Raw genomic sequence first — 19,972 nt, 5'->3', positions numbered from 1 at the left:
CCTTGATTCTTCTTCGCGTCGCGCGCCGATTTTCGAAGGCGGCGCGCGTCTTATTACAAGGACATAACGGCGATTGGCCCCACAATCTTTAGGGGAATCCGACTGAAACGCTCAAGTGTGGCGATTTGTCGCCGATAGGGCGCGTTAGTTACTGCGCGCTCCATCCGCCGTCGATTTGCAGCGCCGAGCCGCGCATTTCGCTGGCGGCATCGGAGCAGAGGAACACGGCCATATCGCCGATCTGCTGCGCCGTCACGAATTGCGCGGACGGCTGTTTGTCGCCGAGCAGCTTGGCGCGGGCCGCGTCCGGCGTGAGCGAGTCGCGGGCGGCGAGATCGTCGATCTGTTTCTGCACGAGCGGCGTGAGCACGAAGCCTGGGCAGATTGCGTTGACGGTCACGCCGGTGCGGGCGTTTTCGAGCGCGGCGACTTTGGTCAGGCCGAGAATGCCGTGTTTCGCGGCGACGTACGCCGATTTGCCCGCCGAGCCGACGAGCCCGTGCACCGACGCGATATTGATGACGCGGCCCCAGTTGCGCGCGCGCATTTGCGGCAGCGCGACGCGCATCGTGTGGAACGCCGAGCTCAGATTGATCGCGATGATCGCGTCCCAGCGATCGACCGGGAATTCGTCGATGGTCGCGACGTGCTGGATGCCGGCGTTGTTGACGAGGACATCGACGGCGCCGAATTGCTCGTTTGCGAAGGCGATCATCGCTTCGATTTCTTCGGGCTTCGTCATGTCGGCGGGATGGTGGACCGCTTTCACGCCGGTGGCTTCGATCTGCTTCAGCGCGCCTTCGATATCGCCGAAACCGTTGAGCACGAGATTCGCGCCTGCCTGTGCGAGTGCCGTCGCGATGCCGAGGCCGATGCCGCTCGTCGAGCCGGTGACCAATGCCGTCTTGCCGGCGAGCGCTTTGTTCAATGCGGTTTGGGTCATATGCGGGTTTTTTCCTTCTTTCCGGAGTTTTGATCGGGTTCTGCGGAGTTTGGTGTGTTGGCTTGCTGTGCGTAAATTAGGGTTTTTTCTTTTTTTTCGCCGGATCCCGTGATCGTGTCGGTCTATTAGCACTGCCCCTGTGCGGGGCGGCACTCACTTTCTTTGCTGCTGCAAAGAAAGTAAGCAAAGAAAGCAGCTACTGATACGCCCGCGGTCACACGCAATTTGGGTAGTCCTCTCGTCCATCGTGGGCTGCCTAAAGAGTGCCCTCAAACACCTAATCGGGCTTGGCTCGCGCACGGTCTGTAACATCGCACCACATAACAAACTGGTTCAGCACGAAATAGCTCCAGCCCGCTTCGCGGCCGACCGGTCAAGCGGGGATGCATGCGCTTCTTCACTAACGCCTCCATCTCACTGCACTTGCCTCACGTTGGTTTCCCTTGCGGACCCGGCGGCAGCGCGTAGCGCTGTGCCGAAGCCATTTCGTGCTGAACCAGCGTTCTCAACGGTTTCGGGCGGCAGACCGTGCGCGAGCCAAGCCCGGTTAGTCCTTCGAGGGCACTCTTTAGGCGAGTGCCGCCTAGGACGAGAGGACTACCCAAATTGCGTGTGACCGCGGGCTTGAAAAGCTGCTTTCTTTGCCTACTTTCTTTGCAGCAGCAAAGAAAGTAGGTGCCGCCCCGCACAGGGGCAACGCTAATAGACCACTAAGAAAACGGGATCCGGCGTAAACCGAAAAAAATCAAACAATTCCGGTCGCGTAATAAACTGCGATAACAAAGAACACAGCCAAAGTCTTGATGATGGTCACAGCGAAAATATCGCGATAAGACTCGCGATGCGTGAGCCCGGTCACGGCCAGAAGAGTAATAACAGCACCGTTATGCGGCAGCGTATCCATACCACCGGAGGCCATAGCCACAACGCGATGCAGCACTTCCAAAGGAATATGTGCAGCTTGAGCGCCAGCGATAAACGTATCCGACATGGCAGCAAGCGCGATACTCATCCCGCCGGAAGCAGACCCCGTAATCCCCGCGAGTGACGAAACGGAGATAGCCGCATTGACGAGCGGATTGGGAATGCTCTTGAGCGCATCGCTGACCACGAGAAACCCTGGCAAAGCCGCGATCACACCACCGAAGCCATATTCGGAAGCCGTGTTCATCGCCGCGAGGAGCGCCCCCGCAACGGCCGCCCGCGTCCCCACCGCGAACCGCTCCTTCACGCGCGAAAACGCGGTCAGCAGAACGAGCACGATGCCAAGCAGCAACGCACCTTCCACCGCCCAGATCGCGACGACGGTTTTGACAGCCGTCGTGACAGGCGCATGCACGCCCGGCAGCACTTCCGGCGGCACGGTATAGCTCGCGCCATACCACGTCGGAATCCACTTCGTCAGCGCGAAGTTGGCAACGCCGACGAGAATCAGCGGCGCGATCGCGAGCATCGGATTCGGCAGCGACGTCGATTCCACACGCTCCGGCTCATTCACGAGCGACGTGCCGTAGCCTTCGCCCTTGGCCATCGCCGAGCGCCGGCGCCATTCGAGAAACGCCAGGCCGACGACGATAATGAACAGCGAACCGATCACGCCCAGCCACGGCGCGGCCCAGCCAGTCGTCTTGAAGAACGTCGTCGGGATGATGTTCTGAATCTGCGGCGTGCCCGGCAGCGAATCCATCGTGAACGAGAACGCGCCCAGCGCAATCGCGCCCGGCATCAGACGCTTCGGAATATTGCTCTGCCGATACATCTCAGCCGCGAACGGATACACCGCGAACACGACGACGAACAGCGACACGCCGCCATAGGTGAGCAACGCGCACACCGCGACGATCACCGCATTCACGCGCGACTTGCCGATGTATCGAATGGCTGCGGCGACGATCGACTCCGAGAATCCCGACAGCTCGATGACCTTGCCGAACACCGCGCCGAGCAGAAACACAGGAAAGTAGAGCTTCACGAAGCCGACCATCTTCTCCATGAAGATGCCGGAGAAAACGGGCGCGACGGCAGCGGGATCGGTGAGGAGGACGGCCGCGAGCGCGGCGATCGGCGCAAAAAGAATGACGCTGTAGCCGCGATAGGCGGCGAGCATCAGGAACGCCAGGGCGGCGAGCACGATGATGAACGACATTGAGTCTCCGTGATGGTTGTTCTTTGAAACTGTCAGCGCGCCTCTTCTGGAAGCGCTGCCGGCGCATGGATAACGCACCGCGCGTGCAAAATGCACTTTCCGTGCCAGTGTGCTGAAACTCAGGCGCGACAGGCATCGGGGGAAGATGACATCGCAAGGTTTCAGGAAAATGTCTCCGAACGGAGACATCCTCGTCTATCGAAACAGCTGCATACAGCATTGAGAACTAGTGCAGATGCGGATAGCGGGCGCGTCTCCGGATTGAGATAGTCGTCTCGATATGGAGAAAACGGAGACTTTGGGCGCCATGCGCAACGACTGGATCAACGTGCCGGCGGACTACAGCGACGTGATGCGCCGCGCGATGGAGTCGCTTTTCAAGACCTTCGAGAATCTGAGCGAAGGCACCTTCATCGTCGACGCGGACGCGCGCGTCGTGTGGATCAACAAGCGCTACGCGGCGCGCTTCGGCTTCGACGATCCGCTCGACGCGATCGGACTCGACTGCGAAGCGGTGATTCCGAACAGCCTGATGCGCGAGGTCGTCGCGACCGGCAAGCCGATTCTGCTCGACGTGCTGGAAACGGATCGCGAGCCGCTCGTCGTCACGCGTCTGCCGCTAAAGGACGACTCCGGCGCGACGGTCGGCGCGATCGGCTTCGCGCTCTTCGACGAGATGAAGGCGCTCACGCCGCTGTTCGCGCATTACTCGCGCGTGCAGCAGGAACTGATCGCGACGCGCCAGTCGCTCGCGCAGGCGCGGCGCGCGAAGTATACGTTTTCGAGCTTCGTCGGCACGAGCCCGGTCAGTCTCGAAGTGAAACGTCAGGCGCGGCGCGCGGCGCTCGTCGATTCGCCCGTGCTTCTGCTCGGCGAAACCGGCACCGGCAAGGAACTGCTCGCGCATTCGATCCACGGCGCGTCGACGCGCGCGGGTAAGCCGCTCGTGACCGTCAACGTCGCGGCGATCCCCGACACGCTGCTCGAAGTCGAGTTCTTCGGCGCGGCGGCGGGCGCGTACACGGGCGCGGAGCGGAAAGGGCGCGTCGGCAAGTTCGAACTCGCCGATGGCGGCACGCTTTTCCTCGACGAAATCGGCGATATGCCGCTGCCGCTTCAGGGCAAGCTGCTGCGCGTGCTGCAGGACAAGGAGTTCGAGCCGCTCGGCTCGAATCGCATCGTGCGCGCGGATGTCCGCATCATCGCGGCGACCTCCGCCGATCTGCCCGCGCTCGTCGCGGCGGGACGCTTTCGCGCGGACCTGTTCTATCGGCTGAACGTGCTGACGATCCACGCGCCGCCGTTGCGCGACCGGCTCGCCGATATCGAAGCGCTCGCTTACGCGATCCTCGAAGACCTGTCCGCCGATACGCGGCCGGGGCACGTCGGCCATTTCGTGCTGCATAAAGATGGCCTGCAACTGCTCGAGGCGTATTCCTGGCCCGGCAATGTCCGCGAACTGCGCAACACGCTCGAACGCGCGTTGATGCTGTCCGAAACCGAGCACATCGACGCCCGCGCGCTCTCCGCGTTCATCGATGCGGGGCGAGTGGCGATCGCGGCGCAGGCCGAACCCGTCGCCCAGGAAGGCGACGAGCCGCCGAACGTGTCGTACGCCGACGCGATGGCCGATTTCGAGCGGCGCTTTCTCTCGGATGCGTTGCGCGCGAGCGGCGGTCGGGTCGCGGATGCGGCGGAGAAAATCGGCATCGGACGGGCGACGTTGTACAAGAAGATCGCGGCGCTCGGCATCGCCGTCTGACGCACTTTTGCGAACAGGCGAATTGTCGCGAAAGCTTCGCGTGGCATACTCCCGAAATCGAAAAATAACGACCAAGAATCAAAGGGGTAGCGGATGAAAAGCGCGACGGAACTCGGCAGAAAACTCGGCCTTTCGATCATGCTGGCGGGCAGCGCGTGGGCCCTCGCCGGATGCAGCAGCGCGCCGCCGCTTTTCTCCGCCGACGGACGTCCGACGCAACAGATTCAATGCCCCGCCTACGGCGGATGGCGCAATTGCACGGACAACGCGAAGGCGCTCTGTCCGAACGGCTACGACGTGCTTGGCCAGTCGACCGAGAACAATCAGAACTCGCTGCTCGTCGCTTGCAAGGCAAGCTGAGAAGTCAGCCTTGCTGCGTTTCGCGCAGCATCGTGACGTCGTAACCGAGCGCGCGCGTGCGCTCGATCAGCGTGCGACGCAACTCCGCCGAAGGCTTCGCCTCGCGCGTCAAAATCCACAGATAACGCCCGGTCGGTTCGCCGACGATGGACCACGTGTAATCGTCGGCGTGATCGAGAATCCAGTAGTCGCCGACATAGAACGGACCGAAGAACGACACCTTCAGCTTCGTCCCATTCGATCCGGGGACGATCTTCGCGCGTCCTTCCGCCGACCGGTACGGACCGCTCAGCCCGCCTTGCCTGCACGCGTTGACGACGGATACGAGCCCGTCCTCGCGACGCGCGTAGTTCGCCGTGACGGCTTCGCAATTGCGCTCGAAGCGATTTTCGTAACGCGCGAACTCGTGCCAGTGACCGAGATAGCGATCGATGTCGACGGCCTTCGACGGTTCGGGCACGTTGTCGTTGCCGCTTGGGCGCGCCCCGTTCGACGCGCATGCAGCCAGCGTCGCGACGCCGCCGATCAGAGCCAGCGCCGCAGCGCCGTATGCCCAAGGTCTTTTGATGGTCATGTTGCCGGGGTGGGTGAGAAGTACGAGGGCTGACAGAGCAGCAAGTGCCGTTCCGTCCGCCGAGTGGCTCCCGAATTTCCTCACCTCAAGGCGTATCCATGACGCGGGTAAATAACCGCGGGAAGCGCAAGTAGCTGTGCCGACTGGGTTTTATTCCTGGGCCGCGGCCTGGCGACAAGGCCTTTTCCTGACTCCCGAATCTGCTCACCTTTAGCGGAGCGCGTCGCGTAGCCGAAGCCGGCGCGTTTCGAAACGATGACCGGGCGGCTCGAAGTACATGCCGCGCCGCATCGTGGTCAAGCAAGTCGAATGCGTTAAAGAACAACGGCTTGGGTGGTCCACTTAAGAATGTGACTGAGCTGCCGAAATTGCTTCGCGATCCCGATGATCCGGCTATAAGTGAGGCGCGGCTGTATCGGCTGGCTCACCGTGGGGAGGCTCCCGAAACGTCTCACCTTTTTCCCTCGGAGCTCACCATCATGCTGCCGGTCTTCGGTCTCAGCATCGCGGGCTACGCGTACTGAACGCGGCTTTGCTCTGACCGCGAAAAAAAGCCCGGCGCGGGGGCACCGGGCGAACCACCTTCATTCCGACGGTGGAGGAGGGCCAGTTCAGACTGCTTCCTCTGATTATCGAAATCGCTGCTGTTCAGTGCGCGCTGGAACCGTCGCGCACGCCGGCCTGAAGCTGTGCGTGCCGTTCCTGATAAGGACGCAATTGCGGATAGCTCAGCGCGTTGACCGCATCCAGATCGCCCGCGCGACGCGCGCTCTGTAGCTCCGCTTTCACTTCGGCGCGGGTCTTGCCCACAGGCGTCGATTGCGCAAAAGCGGGCGCGGTGGCGAGAAGCGCCGACAAAACGAGACCGCCGATCAATGAGCTTTTCATTTGAATCTCCTGGATGCGTGTGCGTCGGGGCCGACGCTTGAGAGGCAGTCTAGGAGGATTCCTATTGGACAAAAATACTGATTGAGCCAACACATTGTTGTTCAGAGTGGATGAATGCGGGCCCGCGATGGCAAGTAATCGCTCACTTAATGCGGAGATTTTTACGCGATCAGCAAGGATGCGTTCCGATTCGTACGACCTTTTTGCGCGACTTGGGGCGCTTTGTTTCGTGGTTGAATCAGAAAATTATCGGAATGAAAGTTACTCTCGACTTATCCACAGAAACTGTGGATAACCATGGGGATAGCTCATTGTGAACCGCGTAGTGGCGCGGCGCGAGGTACATTGCTCGATTCATCGCAAAAATAGTCCCGATTGACTGCGCGCATGAAGACGGCCGACCCGCGATGCGCCTATCATGTGCACGCGCGCCGTCGCGAGGACGGCGTTGTCTGGAACGCTTCATCCGCCTTTTCATACCTTTGACGGGGAAGATCTCATGGCCTTAAAGATCGCGGTGGTCGTCGGCAGTCTGCGACAGGGTTCGTTCAACAAGCAGCTCGCGCATGCGCTCGTGTCGCTCGCGCCGGGCGATTTCTCGTTCGAGTTTCTCGACATCGGCAGCCTGCCGCTGTACAGCCAGGACTACGACAGCGACTTTCCCGAAGCCGCGCGCACGTTCAAGCAGAAGATCGCCGAAGCAAACGGCCTCTTGATCGTCACGCCGGAATACAACCGCTCGATTCCCGGTGTGCTGAAGAACGCGCTCGACTGGGGCTCGCGTCCGTGGGGACAAAGCGCGTGGGGCGGCAAGCCGGGCGCGATCATCGGGACGTCGGTCGGGGCGATCGGCACGGCGATCGCGCAGTCGCATCTGCGCGGCGTGTGCGCGTACCTCGACATCGTGCTGATGAATCAGCCGGAGATGTACATCAAGCACGACGAAAAGCGCATCGACGAAAACGGCAATATCGTGAGCGAAGACACGCGCAAATATCTGCAGACGTTCATGGACAAGTACGTCGCATGGGTGCGGGATCGGGCGGCCTGAGCGCTCACCGTTCACACGAAAAGACGGCCCGCGCAAGCGGGCCGTTGTCGTGAGCGGCTCGGAACTCAGACGTGATGATGTCCCGTCACACGATCCCAGCCGTGACGAATCGCCGCCTTGAAGCGTTCCCACGTATCGCCTTCGGGGTGCTTGCTCTCCCAGTCGCGGCGCGTTTCGTATTCCATCTGATCGTCCCAGGTGCGGCTGCGGAATCGATCGTCGTTGCCGAGCGTCGCGCCGTAGCGATACGCGCCCTGATAGTCCTCGTAAGGCTCGCCCGTCGCCGAATACTTCGATGCGTAATCGGCGCGGAAGTCGTCTTCGTACTCCATGAATTCATTGGGCACGTTTTGCGGATTTCCGATGGGTCCGACCGGACCGCCCGCCTGCGTTCCCGCCGAAGCGACAACCGGATCGGGCGACGATCCCGCCGCGCGCGCCGCGCCCGCCTGAGACGGCGTCGCGGGTTCGTCGAGCGGGCTCAACGGTTCGACGGAGCGCCATTCGGACGCCGTGTCGGTACGCACGCCGGGCAACGGAGCGCGCTCGGGCGGCACCGCGCCGGTCGTGCGCAGCGGATCGCGGCCCGCGATGGCGTCGCGCTCCGATAGCGAATCGCCCGCGAGTTCGGTGCGCGCCGCGAGCGGATCGGCGGGCGTCCCGGCGAGCGGATCGGCGAGCGGATCGGCGAGCGGATCGGCGCCGGTCGTCGCGTACGGATCCCGGCCCGTGACCGGGTCGCGACCGGCGAGCGGATCGCGGGCGGTGCGTTCGGCGTCGCTCGTCATCGACTGGGATTGGGACTGCGATTGCGACATGCCGCCGCGCGGCATCAGCGGATCGTCGGCGGGATCGCTGACGTAATCGCGCGGCGTCAGCGCGGCCGGATCGCCGACATCAGCGTGCGGATAAGCCCGCGCACGCGACGGCGTCTGGTCGGGATCGTTCACCGGCTCGCGTCCCGGCACCGCGCTGCCGCGTCCGAGGCCCAGTTCGTCGAGCACCGAATGATCGCGGTCATCGGCGGCCGCCGCGGACGTGCCGTGTTCGAGCGTCGTCCAGCTTGCCGCGCGTTCATCGATATCGATCGCGCCCTGATCGGACAGCGTCGCGCGCGCGATGTCGGCCTGCTCCACGCTCGGCGTTTCGACGGCGACGAGGATCGCACCGCGCCGCACGGCCTCGGAATAGTGCGCGACTTCCGGCGGCTGATCGCGTCCGCCGAAGAGCATGCTGAAGAAGCGCTCGATGTTGGCGAGCACGCCCGGCTCCTGATGCGTGACGGCATCGGGCATGTCGGACGGCGCGGCTGCATCGTCGCGCTTGGGATTGGCCTGCAGTTCGATATCCGCGCGCAGGAAGCCGGCGGCGATCAGGGCCGAGCGCGCGTCCTCGGCCTGCGCATAGGTGTCGAAAACTCCGATGACGGTGTGTCGCATGTACGCCTCCTGCGGATGGGCGAATTCCGAAAATCGGCGACGTCGGTCGCCGCGCATGTCGGCATTCACGCAACTCGCGTGCCGGATGCGCGTGAACCGGCGCGAGCGGCACGGCGCGGGCAAAGAAGCCGGCGCTTTTACAAACGCGCGTGCAAAAGTCGATTGCAGCGCGGGCGGTTCAGCGATCGACCGAACGCGCCGCGCGCAGATCGGAAGGCGTCGCGCCGTCGCGGATCGCGCGCAGGAGCGCGTCGAGCAGCGCGATGTCGAACGGCTTGGACAGCACGCGCGCGCCGACCTGCCGCGCGCGGTCGAGCTCTTCCGCGTAACCCGTGACGAGGATCACCGGAATGCGCGGGTGAAAGCGCTGCATCATTTCGGCGAGATCGATGCCGTTCATCTGCCCCGGCATGTGAATGTCGGAGAGCACGACATCGAACGGAAAACCGGCCGATGCGTCGGCGCGCGCGGCTTCGAGCATCGTCGCGGCGGCATCGGCGTTGAAGAGGTAGGTGACGTGGTGGCCCATCATCGTGAGCAGCGCTTCGGTGCCGGCGGCGACTTCCTCGTTGTCCTCGACGAGCAGCACGCGCAAGCCGTCCGCTTCCTGCGACGCCGCCTGTTCGTGCTTCGCGGCCGCGCCGGGCGCCGCCGCCGTCGCGCGCGGCAGGTACAGACGCACGGCGGTGCCCGCGCCGATCGCGCTGTCGATGGTCGCGAGCCCGCCCGCGCGCTCGCAGAACGCGAACACCTGCGGCAGGCCGAGGCCCGTGCCCATGCCTTTCGGCTTGGTCGTGAAAAGCGGTTCGAACGCGCGCCCGAGCACTTCGGCGCTCATGCCGAAGCCGTTGTCTTCGAGCGTGATCTGCACGAATTCGCCGGTGATCGGAAAGCCGTCCTCGTGGCGAAAGCGCACGTTGCCGGCGCGCACGGTGAAGGTGCCGCCGTTGGGCATCGCGTCGCGCGCGTTCACCGCGACGTTGATGAGCGCGAGCTCCAGTTCCGCCGGATCGACGCGGATCGCCCACACCTCCGGCGCGACTTCGACGCTGAGCGCCACCTTCGCGCCGAGCGATGCGCGCAGCAACTCGCGCCCCGCCGGCACCCATTTGCCGATCGCGATGATCTCGCTGCGCAACGGCTGCTTGCGCGCGACGCCGAGCAGTTGCCGCGTGAGCGACTGGCCGCTTTTCAGCGCGCGTTCCATCGCCGTGAGTTCGCGATCGAGGCCGGGCGCGCCGCGCCGCCGCGCGATCTGCACGTTGGTCGAGACGATCATCAGCAGATTGTTGAAGTCGTGCGCGACGCTGCCGACGAGATTGCCGAGCGCCTCCATCTTGCGCGCCTGCCGATACGCCGATTCGATCGAGCGGCGCATCGACGCTTCGGCCTGCCAGCGCTCCCACGCTTCCTCTTCGGTCGCGAGGCGCCGCAACGACTGCGCGATTACGCCCCACAGCACGACGCACGGCGCGAAGATCGAGAGCGCGAGCACGCTCAGATGCTTCCACCATGCCGACCAGATCGTCGCGATCGGATAGCCGCTCGATACATAGGCCGGATACCCGCCGACGCGCCGGAACGCGACGATCTTCAGCTGATCGTCCAGCCCCGAAACCATCCTGACGACGCCGCTTCGGCCGCCCGCGCGGTACGCCTCGCGCAGCGGCGAGCTGGCCGCGAGCGCCATGCGATCGGCCGGGCGCGGCGGATACCACGCGAGCACTTCGCCGTCCGCGCGCGTCAGACCGAGCGACACGCTCGGGTTATCGCCGATCAGCTCGCGATAGAACGCGCTGAAATACGATGGGCGCAGCGCGATCGTCACCATGCCGTCGAACGCGCCCGCCGGCGTGCGCCGCGCGATCGCCGTGTTGAACACCTGCTCGCCGGCGACGCGGCCGACCATCACGCGCGAAATCCGCTGGCTCTGGCCGGCGCGCAGGCCGCCGAAATCGTCGCGCTCGGCAACGGAGATGTCGGGCGTCGGCCAGATGCGGCTCGTCGCGAGCAGCTTGCCGTCGGCGCCGAACACGGATGCCGCCGCAACTTGCTGATAGGAGCCGCTGATCGCCTTGAGGCGCTGATGGATCGTGGCGCTTTCGCGGCGGATCGCGCCGGCGTCGAGGCCGTCGAGCAGATCGACGATGCGCTCGTTGAGCGTCACGTTCAGATCGAAGACTTTCAGCGCGTGTTCTTCCGCGACGCGGGCGTTGCGCGCGACCAGATCGGAGGCGTCGGCGACGCGCGCGTGGTAATCGGTGTATGCGGTGATGGCGACGTACACGCACGGCAGCACGACCGCCGCGACCAGCAACGCATAGAGCGTCAGGCGCTGCGCGGCGAAGTTGCGCTCGGGCACCACCGGAAAAGGCGGTTCCTCCTGCCACGACTGCGCGGCGGGAACGGCGTCGGACTCCTCACGTTGCAGCGTCATTTTTGGCAGCGAATTGGAAAACTTACTCATGGCCCGTACCTTTCGTACGCGGTAGCGGGCGTGGACGGTGCAACCGCAACTAGGACGCACGAAGCATGCCGGATCGGCGCGACTCAGCCTTCCCGGCCGTCGAACGAAGCTTGCACGCGGCGCGCAGTTAGCGAGATTCTTGGAAGCGCAAACGTACACAAAAGCATGGACTGACAGCGCATCGGAACACATCGAGCAGAATTCACCCGTATCGAACCTTATTTCATCATATTAATTCTCGCTTGGCGCCTCATCGAGTTGCTTTGACATTCTGATAATCAGACAATGCAATCCTCCGATCCGAAACGCCGCTGAGAGCGTCGGCCGGGGAATACAAGCAGCCTCCCGGCGCGCGTCGGGGCGAAGTACCGCTTGCCCGGCAGATGCGGGCAGGCAGCGCGACCGAGCGAGGAGAAAAAGGCCAAGGTCCGGAATCTCCGGATCACGCACGGGGCAGGCAACATGACGCCGATCGAGAGCCAGCATCCATCGCGCACTGGGCGCGCGCTGATTACACAGCGCCCGCCCGCCGCGTGGCGCGCCGACGTCGACAGGCGACGCGCCTGGCTCATCGCCGCCGACCTGCATCTCCGACAGCGCCCGCATTCCCGCCGGGCCCAAGGGCTCACGCCGGTTCTTCCGTGAACATCGCTATAAAGATCGCTGCGCGGATGCCGTAATCCATACGAGAGCCCGCCGTGTCCGTCGACACGACCGTTCTCCGCCCGAAAACAGCCTAAAAGATCCTGCCGACCATGCCGTTGCCGATTGTCATTGCCGATGATTCACTGCTCGCGCGCAAGGTGCTGACGCGCGCGCTGCCCCCGGACTGGGACGTCGAGATCTCCTACGCGACCAACGGGCGCGAGGCGCTCGAGCACTATCGGGCCGGCCGCGCCTCGGTGATGTTCCTCGATCTGACGATGCCCGACATGACGGGCTATCAGGTTCTCGACGCCTTGCAGCACGAAGATCTGAATACGTTCGTGATCGTCGTATCCGCCGATGTGCAGCCGATGGCCCAGGAACGCGTACGCGCGCTCGGCGCGATCGCCTTCCTGCCGAAGCCGGTGACGCCCGAAGCGCTGCGCCCCGTATTGAAGGAGTACGGTCTCCATGCTTGAAACCGCCCTCAACGAAGATCAGCGCGACGCGCTGCAGGAAGTGGCCAACATGGCGATGGGCCAGGCCGCGACGCGTCTTTCGAAGCTGCTCGGCACGTTCATCGAGCTGTCGGTGCCGCGCGTGCGCGTCGTGAGCGTGGCGGAGGCATCCGCGGCGCTTTCGGAGATGACCGGCATCACCGATACCGTCACCGCCGTGCGCCAGGGCTTCCGCTCGGACATCAAGGGCGAGGCGATCGTGCTCTGCAAGAGCGGCAGCGTCGATCAGCTGTGCGCGCTCGTCGACGATCCCTACACGAAGTCCACGTACACGACGACGACGCGCACCGAGCTCGTCTTCGATATCGCGACGGTGCTGATGGGCGCGTGCGTGTCGTGCATTCTCGACCGCCTTGGCCGTTCGCCGATTTTTTCGCCGCCCGGCATGCTCGGCTCGGACATCGGGCTCGACGAGGTCTTTCAGCCCGCGATGCTCGCGTGGAAGACGGCGCTCCTGCTCGAAGTGAATTTCGCGCTCGAAGACCACAGTTTTCGCGCGCATCTCGTGATGCTGATGGCCGAGGACGCGATCGCGCATCTGAGCGAAGCGCTCGATGCGCTGCTGTCGAGCCTCTGACGAATGGAAGACCTGCGCCATCTGCTGAGCGAGCTGGTGATCGAGCGTGTCGGATTCGGCATCTTCGTGCTCGATCGCGACCTCAACGTGCTGATGTGGAACCGCTTCATGCAGGACCACAGCGGCAAGACGGCCGAGCAAGTGATCGGCAAATCGATTTTCGCAAGCTTTCCGGAACTGCCGCGCGTGTGGTTCACGCGCAAGGTCGAAAGCGTGTTCCAGCTCGGCAGCTTCGCGTTCAGTTCGTGGGAGCAGCGCCCGTATCTCTTCAAGTTCGACCACGACCGGCCGATCACCGGCGGCGTCGATTACATGCAGCAGGACTGCACGTTCATGCCGCTCACGCTGGAGGGCGACGTGCGCGCCGTCTGCGTGACGATTTCCGACGTGACGCACGCGAGCATGATGCAGCGCGCCCGCGACGAAGCCGTCGCGAAACTGCAGGAATTCGCGGACCGCGACGGCTTGACCGGCATCGCGAACCGGCGCTATTTCGAGCTGCGATTGCGCGACGAATTCCAGCGCTGGCATCGCTACGGCGGCGAACTGTCGATGCTGCTCTTCGATCTCGACCATTTCAAACGCATCAACGACGATCGCGGCCACCTCGTCGGCGATACGGTCCTGCGCGTGATGGCCGAGCGCGTCGCCAAGGCCGTGCGCGTGCAGGACGTGTTCGGGCGTTTTGGCGGCGAGGAATTCGCGCTGCTCTTGCCCTGCACGAATTTCGACGACGCGATGATCGTCGCGGAGAAAGTGCGGAGGGAGATCGGCGAGACGCCCGTCGACGTGCAGAACGCGCGCGTGCCCGTGACGGCGAGCGTCGGCGTGGCGCGTGCGCGTACCGGCGTGACGTCGTCGTACGAAGCGCTCATCAACGAGGCGGATGCGGCGCTTTACACGGCCAAGCGCGAAGGGCGCAATCGCTCGGTGGGATTTGCCTGAAAACGCGCCTGAAACCGCCCCTGAAATTGCGCCCGATGCGCCGCGCCATGTCCCGCGCGGCTCCGGCGCAATCGGGCAAAGTATTGATATACTCTTTGCCGCTTCCGGCGCAGTCGCAGCCGGCTCGCGCCGGCTTTCTTCCTTGATCGTCCCGCTCAGCGCCAGGTGGTTCCGCGCGCGCCGGGCCGCGTCGGGTCCGGCGCCCGATCTCTTAATTTGCCCGTGGGGGCGCCACAGCGGAGTTCGTCTTGGCCGTTTCCAACATCATCGCTGACGATCCTGCCCCCGACGCCGCGAAAACGTCGTCGGGAAGCTCGTTTTATCTCGCGATGCGTATCCTTCCGGCTGCGCAGCGCGACGCGATGTACCAGATTTACGCGTTCTGCCGCGCGGTCGACGACATCGCCGACGAAGGCACGCTGCCGCGCCGCGAGCGCGCGCTCGCGCTCGACCAGTGGCGCGAGGACATCGATGCGTGCTACGCCGGCGCGCCGAAGAAATCGCTCGAAGCGCTCACGCAGCACATCCAGGCTTTCCGGCTTTCCCGCGACGACTTCCACGCCGTGATCGACGGCATGGCGATGGACGCCGCCGGCGATATCGTCGCACCCGACGAAGCCACGCTCGACCTCTATTGCGACCGCGTGGCGAGCGCCGTCGGCCGGCTGTCGGTGAGGATCTTCGGGATGCACGAGGACGCCGGCCGGCGGCTCGCGCATCATCTCGGGCGCGCGCTGCAACTCACCAACATCCTGCGCGACATCGACGAAGACGCCGAAATCGGCCGCGTGTATCTGCCGCGCGAGTTGCTCGCGCGCGAAGGCATTTCGACGAGCGATCCGGCGAGCATCGTCGGCGACGCACGCCTGCCGCGCGTGTGCGCCGTGCTGGCCGAGCGCGCGAGGGGCCACTACGCGCAGTCCGACGCGATCATGGCGGCTTCGCCGCGATCGCAGGTGCGCGCGCCGCGCATCATGTCGGCGGCGTATCGCACCGTGCTCGACGCCAATCTCAAACGCGGTTTCGACCTGCCGCGCACGCGCGTGCGGACGCCGCGCTCGCGCCTGCTGTGGATCGTGGCGCGCAATCTGATCTGATGTCCCGGCGGGTTTTCGTCGTCGGAGCGGGCATCGCCGGTCTTGCCGCCGCGGTCGAGGCGCAACGGCGCGGCGCGCGCGTCGTGCTGCTCGACGCCGCGCCTCACGCGGGCGGACGCTGCCGCTCTTTCTTCGATACGAAGCTCGGCGTCACGCTCGACAACGGCAATCATCTGCTGCTTTCGGGCTACCAATCGACGATGGCGTACCTGCGCGCGATCGGCGCAACCGATACGCTGATCGGCCCGACGCAGCCCGACTATCCTTTTTTCGATGTCGCGAGCGGCGACGCGTGGACGATCCGCATGTCGTCCGGACGCCTGCCGCGCTGGATCTTCGATGCCGACGCGCGCGTGCCCGGCACGCAGCCGGCCGACTACCTGCCGTTTCTGCCGCTCCTGTGGGCGAAACCGGGCCGCACGGTCGAAGAATGCGTGCGGCGCAAGGATCGCGTATGGAACCTGCTCGCGCGCCCGCTCTTGCGCGCGATGCTCAACGCCGATCCGTCCGAGGCGAGCGCGGAACTCGCGGCCGGCCTGCTGCGCGAAACCGTCGCGCAAGGCGGCCAGGCGTGCCGTCCGCTCATCGCGAGAAGCGGGTTGTCGCACGCGTTCGTCGAGCCCGCGCTGCGGCTCTTGCAGTACGGCGGCGCGGAGATCCGGCTCGGCTCGCGCGTCGCGGCCGTCGGGGTATCCGGCACGGATTCGACGGAGCGTGTAAGCTCGCTCGCTTTCGACGGCGCAGACCCGCTGACGCTCGCGCCCGGCGACGGCGTGGTGCTCGCCGTGCCGCCCGATGCGGCCCGGCGCCTCGTGCCGGGGTTGAGCGCGCCGGACGCATCGCGCGCGATCGTCACCGTGCATTTTGCCGTCGATGCACCCGTGGGCTTCGAGCCGCTGACGTGTCTCGTCAACGGCATGTCGGACCGGCTTTTCGCGGCCGACGGACGGCTCTCGGTCACGCTGTCGAGCGCCGGCCAATGGCTCGCGACGCCGCACGAAGAGCTCGCGCAGGCGGTCTGGCGCGAAGCGGCGAAGGCCGTGCGGATGCCCGCCGTGCCGACGCCGCCCTGGCAAGTCGTCGTCGATGAACATGCGACGTTTGCCGCCGTGCCGGCGCAGGAAGGCTTGCGGGCCGCCACGCGCACCCGCTGGCGCAATTTCACGCTCGCGGGCGACTGGACGGCGACCGGCCTGCCCGCGACGATCGAAGGCGCGATCCGCTCCGGCCAGAAGGCCGCGGATGCGCTGTTGAATCAATCGATGGAACGCTGATGAACGATTTATCCCTTTCGGCCGTGGGCGCGCAGGTTTCGGGCGCGCCGCTCGACGCCGCCGTCAACCACGCCACCGATGCGCTGCTCGCGGCGCAACATCCGGAAGGCTACTGGCTCTACGAACTCGAAGCGGACGCAACGATTCCCGCCGAATACGTGCTGCTCGTCCACTATCTCGGCGAGACCGCCGACGAAAAGCTCGAAGCGAAGATCGGCCGCTATCTGCGCCGCATTCAGCGCGAGGACGGCGGCTGGCCGCTTTTCACCGACGGCGCGATGGATGTCTCCGCGACCGTGAAGGCGTATTTCGCGCTGAAGATGATCGGCGATTCGCCCGACGCACCGCACATGGAGCGCGCCCGCGCAGCAATCCTCGCCGCGGGCGGCGCGGAGAAAGTGAACGTGTTCACGCGTATCCTGCTCGCGCTGTTCGGCGTCGTGTCGTGGCGCGCGGTGCCGATGATGCCCGTCGAGATCATGCGTCTGCCGATGTGGTTCCCGTTCCATCTGTCGAAGGTGTCGTACTGGGCGCGCACGGTGATCGTGCCGATGCTCGTGCTCAACGCCAAGCGCCCGCGCGCCCGCAATCCGCGCGGCGTGCGTATCGACGAAGTGTTCACGAACCCGCCGGTCAATACCGGGATGCCGTCGCGCGCCGGGCACCAGAGCCGCGGCTGGTTCGCCTTTTTCCGCGTGGTCGATTCGATTCTGCGCGTCGCCGATCCGCTTCTGCCGAAAGCCGGCCGCGAACGCGCGATCGATGAAGCCGTGCGTTTCGTCGACGAGCGGCTGAACGGCGAGGACGGCCTCGGCGCGATTTTCCCGGCGATGGCCAACTCGGTGATGATGTACGACGTGCTCGGCTATCCGCCCGAGCATCCGAACCGCGCGATCGCGCGCAAGTCGCTCGACAAGCTGCTCGTCATCGACCCGGCCGACGACGGCGAAGCGTATTGCCAGCCGTGTCTGTCGCCGGTGTGGGACACGTCGCTCGCGGCGCACGCGCTGCTCGAAACCGGCGTGCCGAAGGCGCGCGCGGCGGTCCGGCGCGGCCTCGACTGGCTGGTGCCGCTGCAGATTCTCGACGTGCGCGGCGACTGGGTTTCGCGCCGCCCGGACGTGCGGCCCGGCGGCTGGGCGTTCCAGTTCGCGAACCCGCACTATCCGGATGTCGACGACACCGCCGTCGTCGCGATGGCGATGGAACGCGCCGATCGCGAAAACGGCACGGCGCTGTACGGCGAGTCGATTGCGCGCGCGCGTGAATGGGTCGTCGGCATGCAGAGCAGCGACGGCGGCTGGGGCGCGTTCGAGCCCGAAAACACGCAGTTTTACCTGAACAACATCCCGTTCTCGGATCACGGCGCGCTGCTCGATCCGCCGACCGTCGACGTTTCCGCGCGCTGCCTGTCGATGCTCGCGCAACTCGGCGAGACGTCGTTGAACAGCGAGCCGGCGCGTCGCGCGTTCGAGTACATCGTGCGAGATCAGGAGCGCGACGGAAGCTGGTACGGGCGCTGGGGCATGAATTTCATCTACGGCACCTGGTCGGCGATGTCCGCGCTGAACGCGGCGGGCGTCGCGCCGACGGACACGCGCATGAAGCGCGCGGCGGACTGGCTCATCGGCATCCAGAACGACGACGGCGGCTGGGGCGAGGACGGCGACAGCTACAAGCTCGACTATCGCGGTTATGAGCAGGCGCCGAGCACCGCGTCGCAGACGGCGTGGGCGCTGCTCGGGCTGATGGCGGCCGGTCTCGTCGAGCATCCAGCGGTCGCGCGCGGCGTCGGCTATCTGCTGAAGACGCAGCAAAAGCACGGCCTGTGGGATGAAACGCGCTTCACCGCGACCGGTTTTCCGCGCGTGTTCTATCTGCGATACCACGGCTATCGCAAGTTCTTCCCGCTGTGGGCGCTCGCGCGCTATCGCAATCTGACGCGCGACGGGCTCACGCGCGTGACGGCGGCGATGTGAACGCGCCCGTCGTCGCCGTGACCGGCATGGCGTTCGAGGCGAAGATCGTGCGCGGACGCGGCGTCGATGTCGTATTCGCGGCGCGCGCCGATCTGCTCGAGCGCGCGCTGTCCGATGCGCTCACGCGCGGCTGTTCGGGAATCGTCAGCTTCGGCACGGCGGGCGGGCTCGCACCGGATCTGAAGCCGGGCGCGCTGATCGTCGCCGACAGCGTGTGCGGTCCTTTCGGCGAGCTGCATACCGATGCGGCGTGGTCGGCGCGCATCGTCGATGCGTTCGCGGGCACGCCCGTCGAGCGCGTCACGCGGCGCGGCAAGACGGCTGGCGTCACGGCGCCCGTCAAGACCGAGGCGGAAAAGCGCTCGCTGCATTCGTCGACGGGCGCGCTGGCCGTCGATATGGAATCGCATATCGCCGGGGCCATCGCGACGGCGCGCGGCTTGCCGTTCGCAGTGTGCCGCGCCGTGGTCGATCCCGCGTGGCGAACGTTGCCGACCGCCGCGACGGCCGGTTTGCGCGATGACGGCACGACGGCGATCGGTCCGATTTTGCGCGAATTGGTCCGCGATCCGGCGCAGTTGGGCGCGCTTCTGCGCCTTGCATCCGATGCCCGCGCCGCCCGCGCGACGCTCGTGCAGGCGCGGCACGCGATGGAATCGGCGCGGGCGTTGGCGGTGGCATAACGCTTCGGTCTCATCCCTTGCTTTCTGCGGGTTAACCCTCATCTCGGTATAATCAGGGAAAACCCTGATCGAGCGCGCGTCTACAGGAACTCCGCGACGCGCGCAGCAATGAAAGCGAGGTACCGCAAATGAATTTCCACACCCGTAAATGGGTCAAGCCCGAAGACCTGAACCCGAACGGCACGCTCTTCGGCGGCAGCCTGTTGCGCTGGATCGACGAAGAAGCCGCGATCTACGCCATCTCGCAGCTGGGCAATCAGCGCGTCGTGACCAAGTTCATGTCGGAAATCAACTTCGTGAGCTCGGCGCGGCAGGGCGACATCATCGAACTCGGCATCACCGCGACGCAATTCGGCCGCACGTCGATCACACTGCGCGCCGAAGTGCGCAACAAGATCACGCGAAAAAGCATTCTGACCGTCGAGAAGATGGTGTTCGTCAATCTGAACGAACAGGGCGAGCCCTCGCCGCACGGCCGGACGCAAATTCGCTACGCGGATGAATTGTTCGAAGCCTATCGCCGCGATCAGGGCGTCGTCGAAGCGCCGAAAGTGTCGGGCGACGACTTGCTCGAAGAAGTCGCGGAAGAAGCCGCACATTAAAGAGAAAACGGGCGCCGAAGCG

General features: G+C 65.0%; 17 protein-coding genes. 11 read left to right on the top strand and 6 right to left on the bottom strand.

All coding sequences use genetic code 11. The annotated features are described in order from the left end of the window. Positions 1 to 148 precede the first annotated feature (148 nt). Both LDZ23_RS20820 and LDZ23_RS20815 read right to left on the bottom strand, forming a co-directional pair. Complete coding sequence (locus tag LDZ23_RS20820; RefSeq protein WP_008354256.1) at positions 149 to 943, bottom strand: 3-hydroxybutyrate dehydrogenase; 795 nt, start codon at positions 941 to 943, stop codon at positions 149 to 151. A gap of 745 nt (positions 944 to 1,688) precedes the next feature. Then, positions 1,689 to 3,089, bottom strand: a complete 1,401-nt coding sequence (locus LDZ23_RS20815) for a GntP family permease (protein WP_008354257.1) — start codon at positions 3,087 to 3,089, stop codon at positions 1,689 to 1,691. Between the two features lie 307 nt (positions 3,090 to 3,396). Between LDZ23_RS20815 and LDZ23_RS20810 the strand changes: the two genes are divergently transcribed. Both LDZ23_RS20810 and LDZ23_RS20805 read left to right on the top strand, forming a co-directional pair. Beyond that, on the top strand, positions 3,397 to 4,851 hold the full coding sequence (locus LDZ23_RS20810) for a sigma-54 interaction domain-containing protein (protein ID WP_008354258.1): 1,455 nt from the start codon (positions 3,397 to 3,399) through the stop codon (positions 4,849 to 4,851). Between the two features lie 93 nt (positions 4,852 to 4,944). Then, entirely contained in the window at positions 4,945 to 5,211 is a 267-nt protein-coding gene (locus LDZ23_RS20805) for a hypothetical protein (protein WP_008354259.1), read from the top strand. A 4-nt stretch (positions 5,212 to 5,215) separates the two neighbouring features. Here the strand turns inward: LDZ23_RS20805 and LDZ23_RS20800 are convergent, their stop codons facing one another. Continuing rightward, positions 5,216 to 5,785, bottom strand: coding sequence for a lipocalin family protein (locus LDZ23_RS20800; RefSeq protein ID WP_008354260.1), 570 nt, complete (start codon positions 5,783 to 5,785; stop codon positions 5,216 to 5,218). Positions 5,786 to 6,433: 648 nt separating this feature from the next. Then, the gene (locus LDZ23_RS20795; protein ID WP_008354261.1) at positions 6,434 to 6,673 is read right to left on the bottom strand and encodes a DUF4148 domain-containing protein; all 240 of its coding nucleotides are present in this window, start codon (positions 6,671 to 6,673) and stop codon (positions 6,434 to 6,436) included. 499 nt (positions 6,674 to 7,172) lie between these two features. Here LDZ23_RS20795 and LDZ23_RS20790 point away from each other — a divergent pair, with 499 nt between their 5' ends. Continuing rightward, on the top strand, positions 7,173 to 7,724 hold the full coding sequence (locus LDZ23_RS20790) for an NADPH-dependent FMN reductase (RefSeq protein WP_008354262.1): 552 nt from the start codon (positions 7,173 to 7,175) through the stop codon (positions 7,722 to 7,724). A 65-nt stretch (positions 7,725 to 7,789) separates the two neighbouring features. Here LDZ23_RS20790 and LDZ23_RS20785 read toward each other — a convergent pair whose 3' ends face one another. Then, the gene (locus LDZ23_RS20785) at positions 7,790 to 9,163 is read right to left on the bottom strand and encodes a hypothetical protein (protein WP_034472278.1); all 1,374 of its coding nucleotides are present in this window, start codon (positions 9,161 to 9,163) and stop codon (positions 7,790 to 7,792) included. Between the two features lie 178 nt (positions 9,164 to 9,341). Then, a complete protein-coding gene (locus tag LDZ23_RS20780) occupies positions 9,342 to 11,600 on the bottom strand; it encodes a hybrid sensor histidine kinase/response regulator family protein (protein ID WP_034472255.1) in 2,259 nt (752 codons plus the stop codon). A 785-nt stretch (positions 11,601 to 12,385) separates the two neighbouring features. On the opposite strand from LDZ23_RS20780, the gene LDZ23_RS20775 reads away from it, so the two are divergent. From LDZ23_RS20775 to LDZ23_RS20740, 8 genes are all read left to right on the top strand, one after another. After that, positions 12,386 to 12,754, top strand: coding sequence for a response regulator (locus tag LDZ23_RS20775; RefSeq protein WP_008354266.1), 369 nt, complete (start codon positions 12,386 to 12,388; stop codon positions 12,752 to 12,754). Continuing rightward, entirely contained in the window at positions 12,747 to 13,370 is a 624-nt protein-coding gene (locus LDZ23_RS20770) for a chemotaxis protein CheC (RefSeq protein WP_008354267.1), read from the top strand. Before LDZ23_RS20775 ends, LDZ23_RS20770 begins: the two co-directional genes overlap by 8 nt. Positions 13,371 to 13,373: 3 nt before the next feature. Beyond that, the gene (locus LDZ23_RS20765) at positions 13,374 to 14,315 is read left to right on the top strand and encodes a sensor domain-containing diguanylate cyclase (RefSeq protein WP_008354268.1); all 942 of its coding nucleotides are present in this window, start codon (positions 13,374 to 13,376) and stop codon (positions 14,313 to 14,315) included. A gap of 248 nt (positions 14,316 to 14,563) precedes the next feature. Further along, a complete protein-coding gene (gene hpnD, locus LDZ23_RS20760) occupies positions 14,564 to 15,412 on the top strand; it encodes a presqualene diphosphate synthase HpnD (RefSeq protein WP_008354269.1) in 849 nt (282 codons plus the stop codon). Beyond that, a complete protein-coding gene (gene hpnE / locus LDZ23_RS20755; RefSeq protein WP_008354270.1) occupies positions 15,412 to 16,686 on the top strand; it encodes a hydroxysqualene dehydroxylase HpnE in 1,275 nt (424 codons plus the stop codon). The genes hpnD and hpnE overlap by 1 nt, the downstream gene beginning before the upstream one ends. Further along, the gene (gene shc, locus LDZ23_RS20750) at positions 16,686 to 18,665 is read left to right on the top strand and encodes a squalene--hopene cyclase (RefSeq protein WP_008354271.1); all 1,980 of its coding nucleotides are present in this window, start codon (positions 16,686 to 16,688) and stop codon (positions 18,663 to 18,665) included. Before hpnE ends, shc begins: the two co-directional genes overlap by 1 nt. 26 nt (positions 18,666 to 18,691) lie before the next feature. After that, a complete protein-coding gene (locus LDZ23_RS20745) occupies positions 18,692 to 19,348 on the top strand; it encodes a phosphorylase (protein ID WP_051079095.1) in 657 nt (218 codons plus the stop codon). A 128-nt stretch (positions 19,349 to 19,476) separates the two neighbouring features. Continuing rightward, entirely contained in the window at positions 19,477 to 19,950 is a 474-nt protein-coding gene (locus tag LDZ23_RS20740; RefSeq protein WP_008354273.1) for an acyl-CoA thioesterase, read from the top strand. Positions 19,951 to 19,972 lie beyond the last annotated feature (22 nt).

Source organism: Caballeronia zhejiangensis (assembly GCF_022879815.1).
Lineage (GTDB): Bacteria > Pseudomonadota > Gammaproteobacteria > Burkholderiales > Burkholderiaceae > Caballeronia > Caballeronia zhejiangensis.
This window is presented reverse-complemented; position numbering and strand designations above follow the sequence as displayed.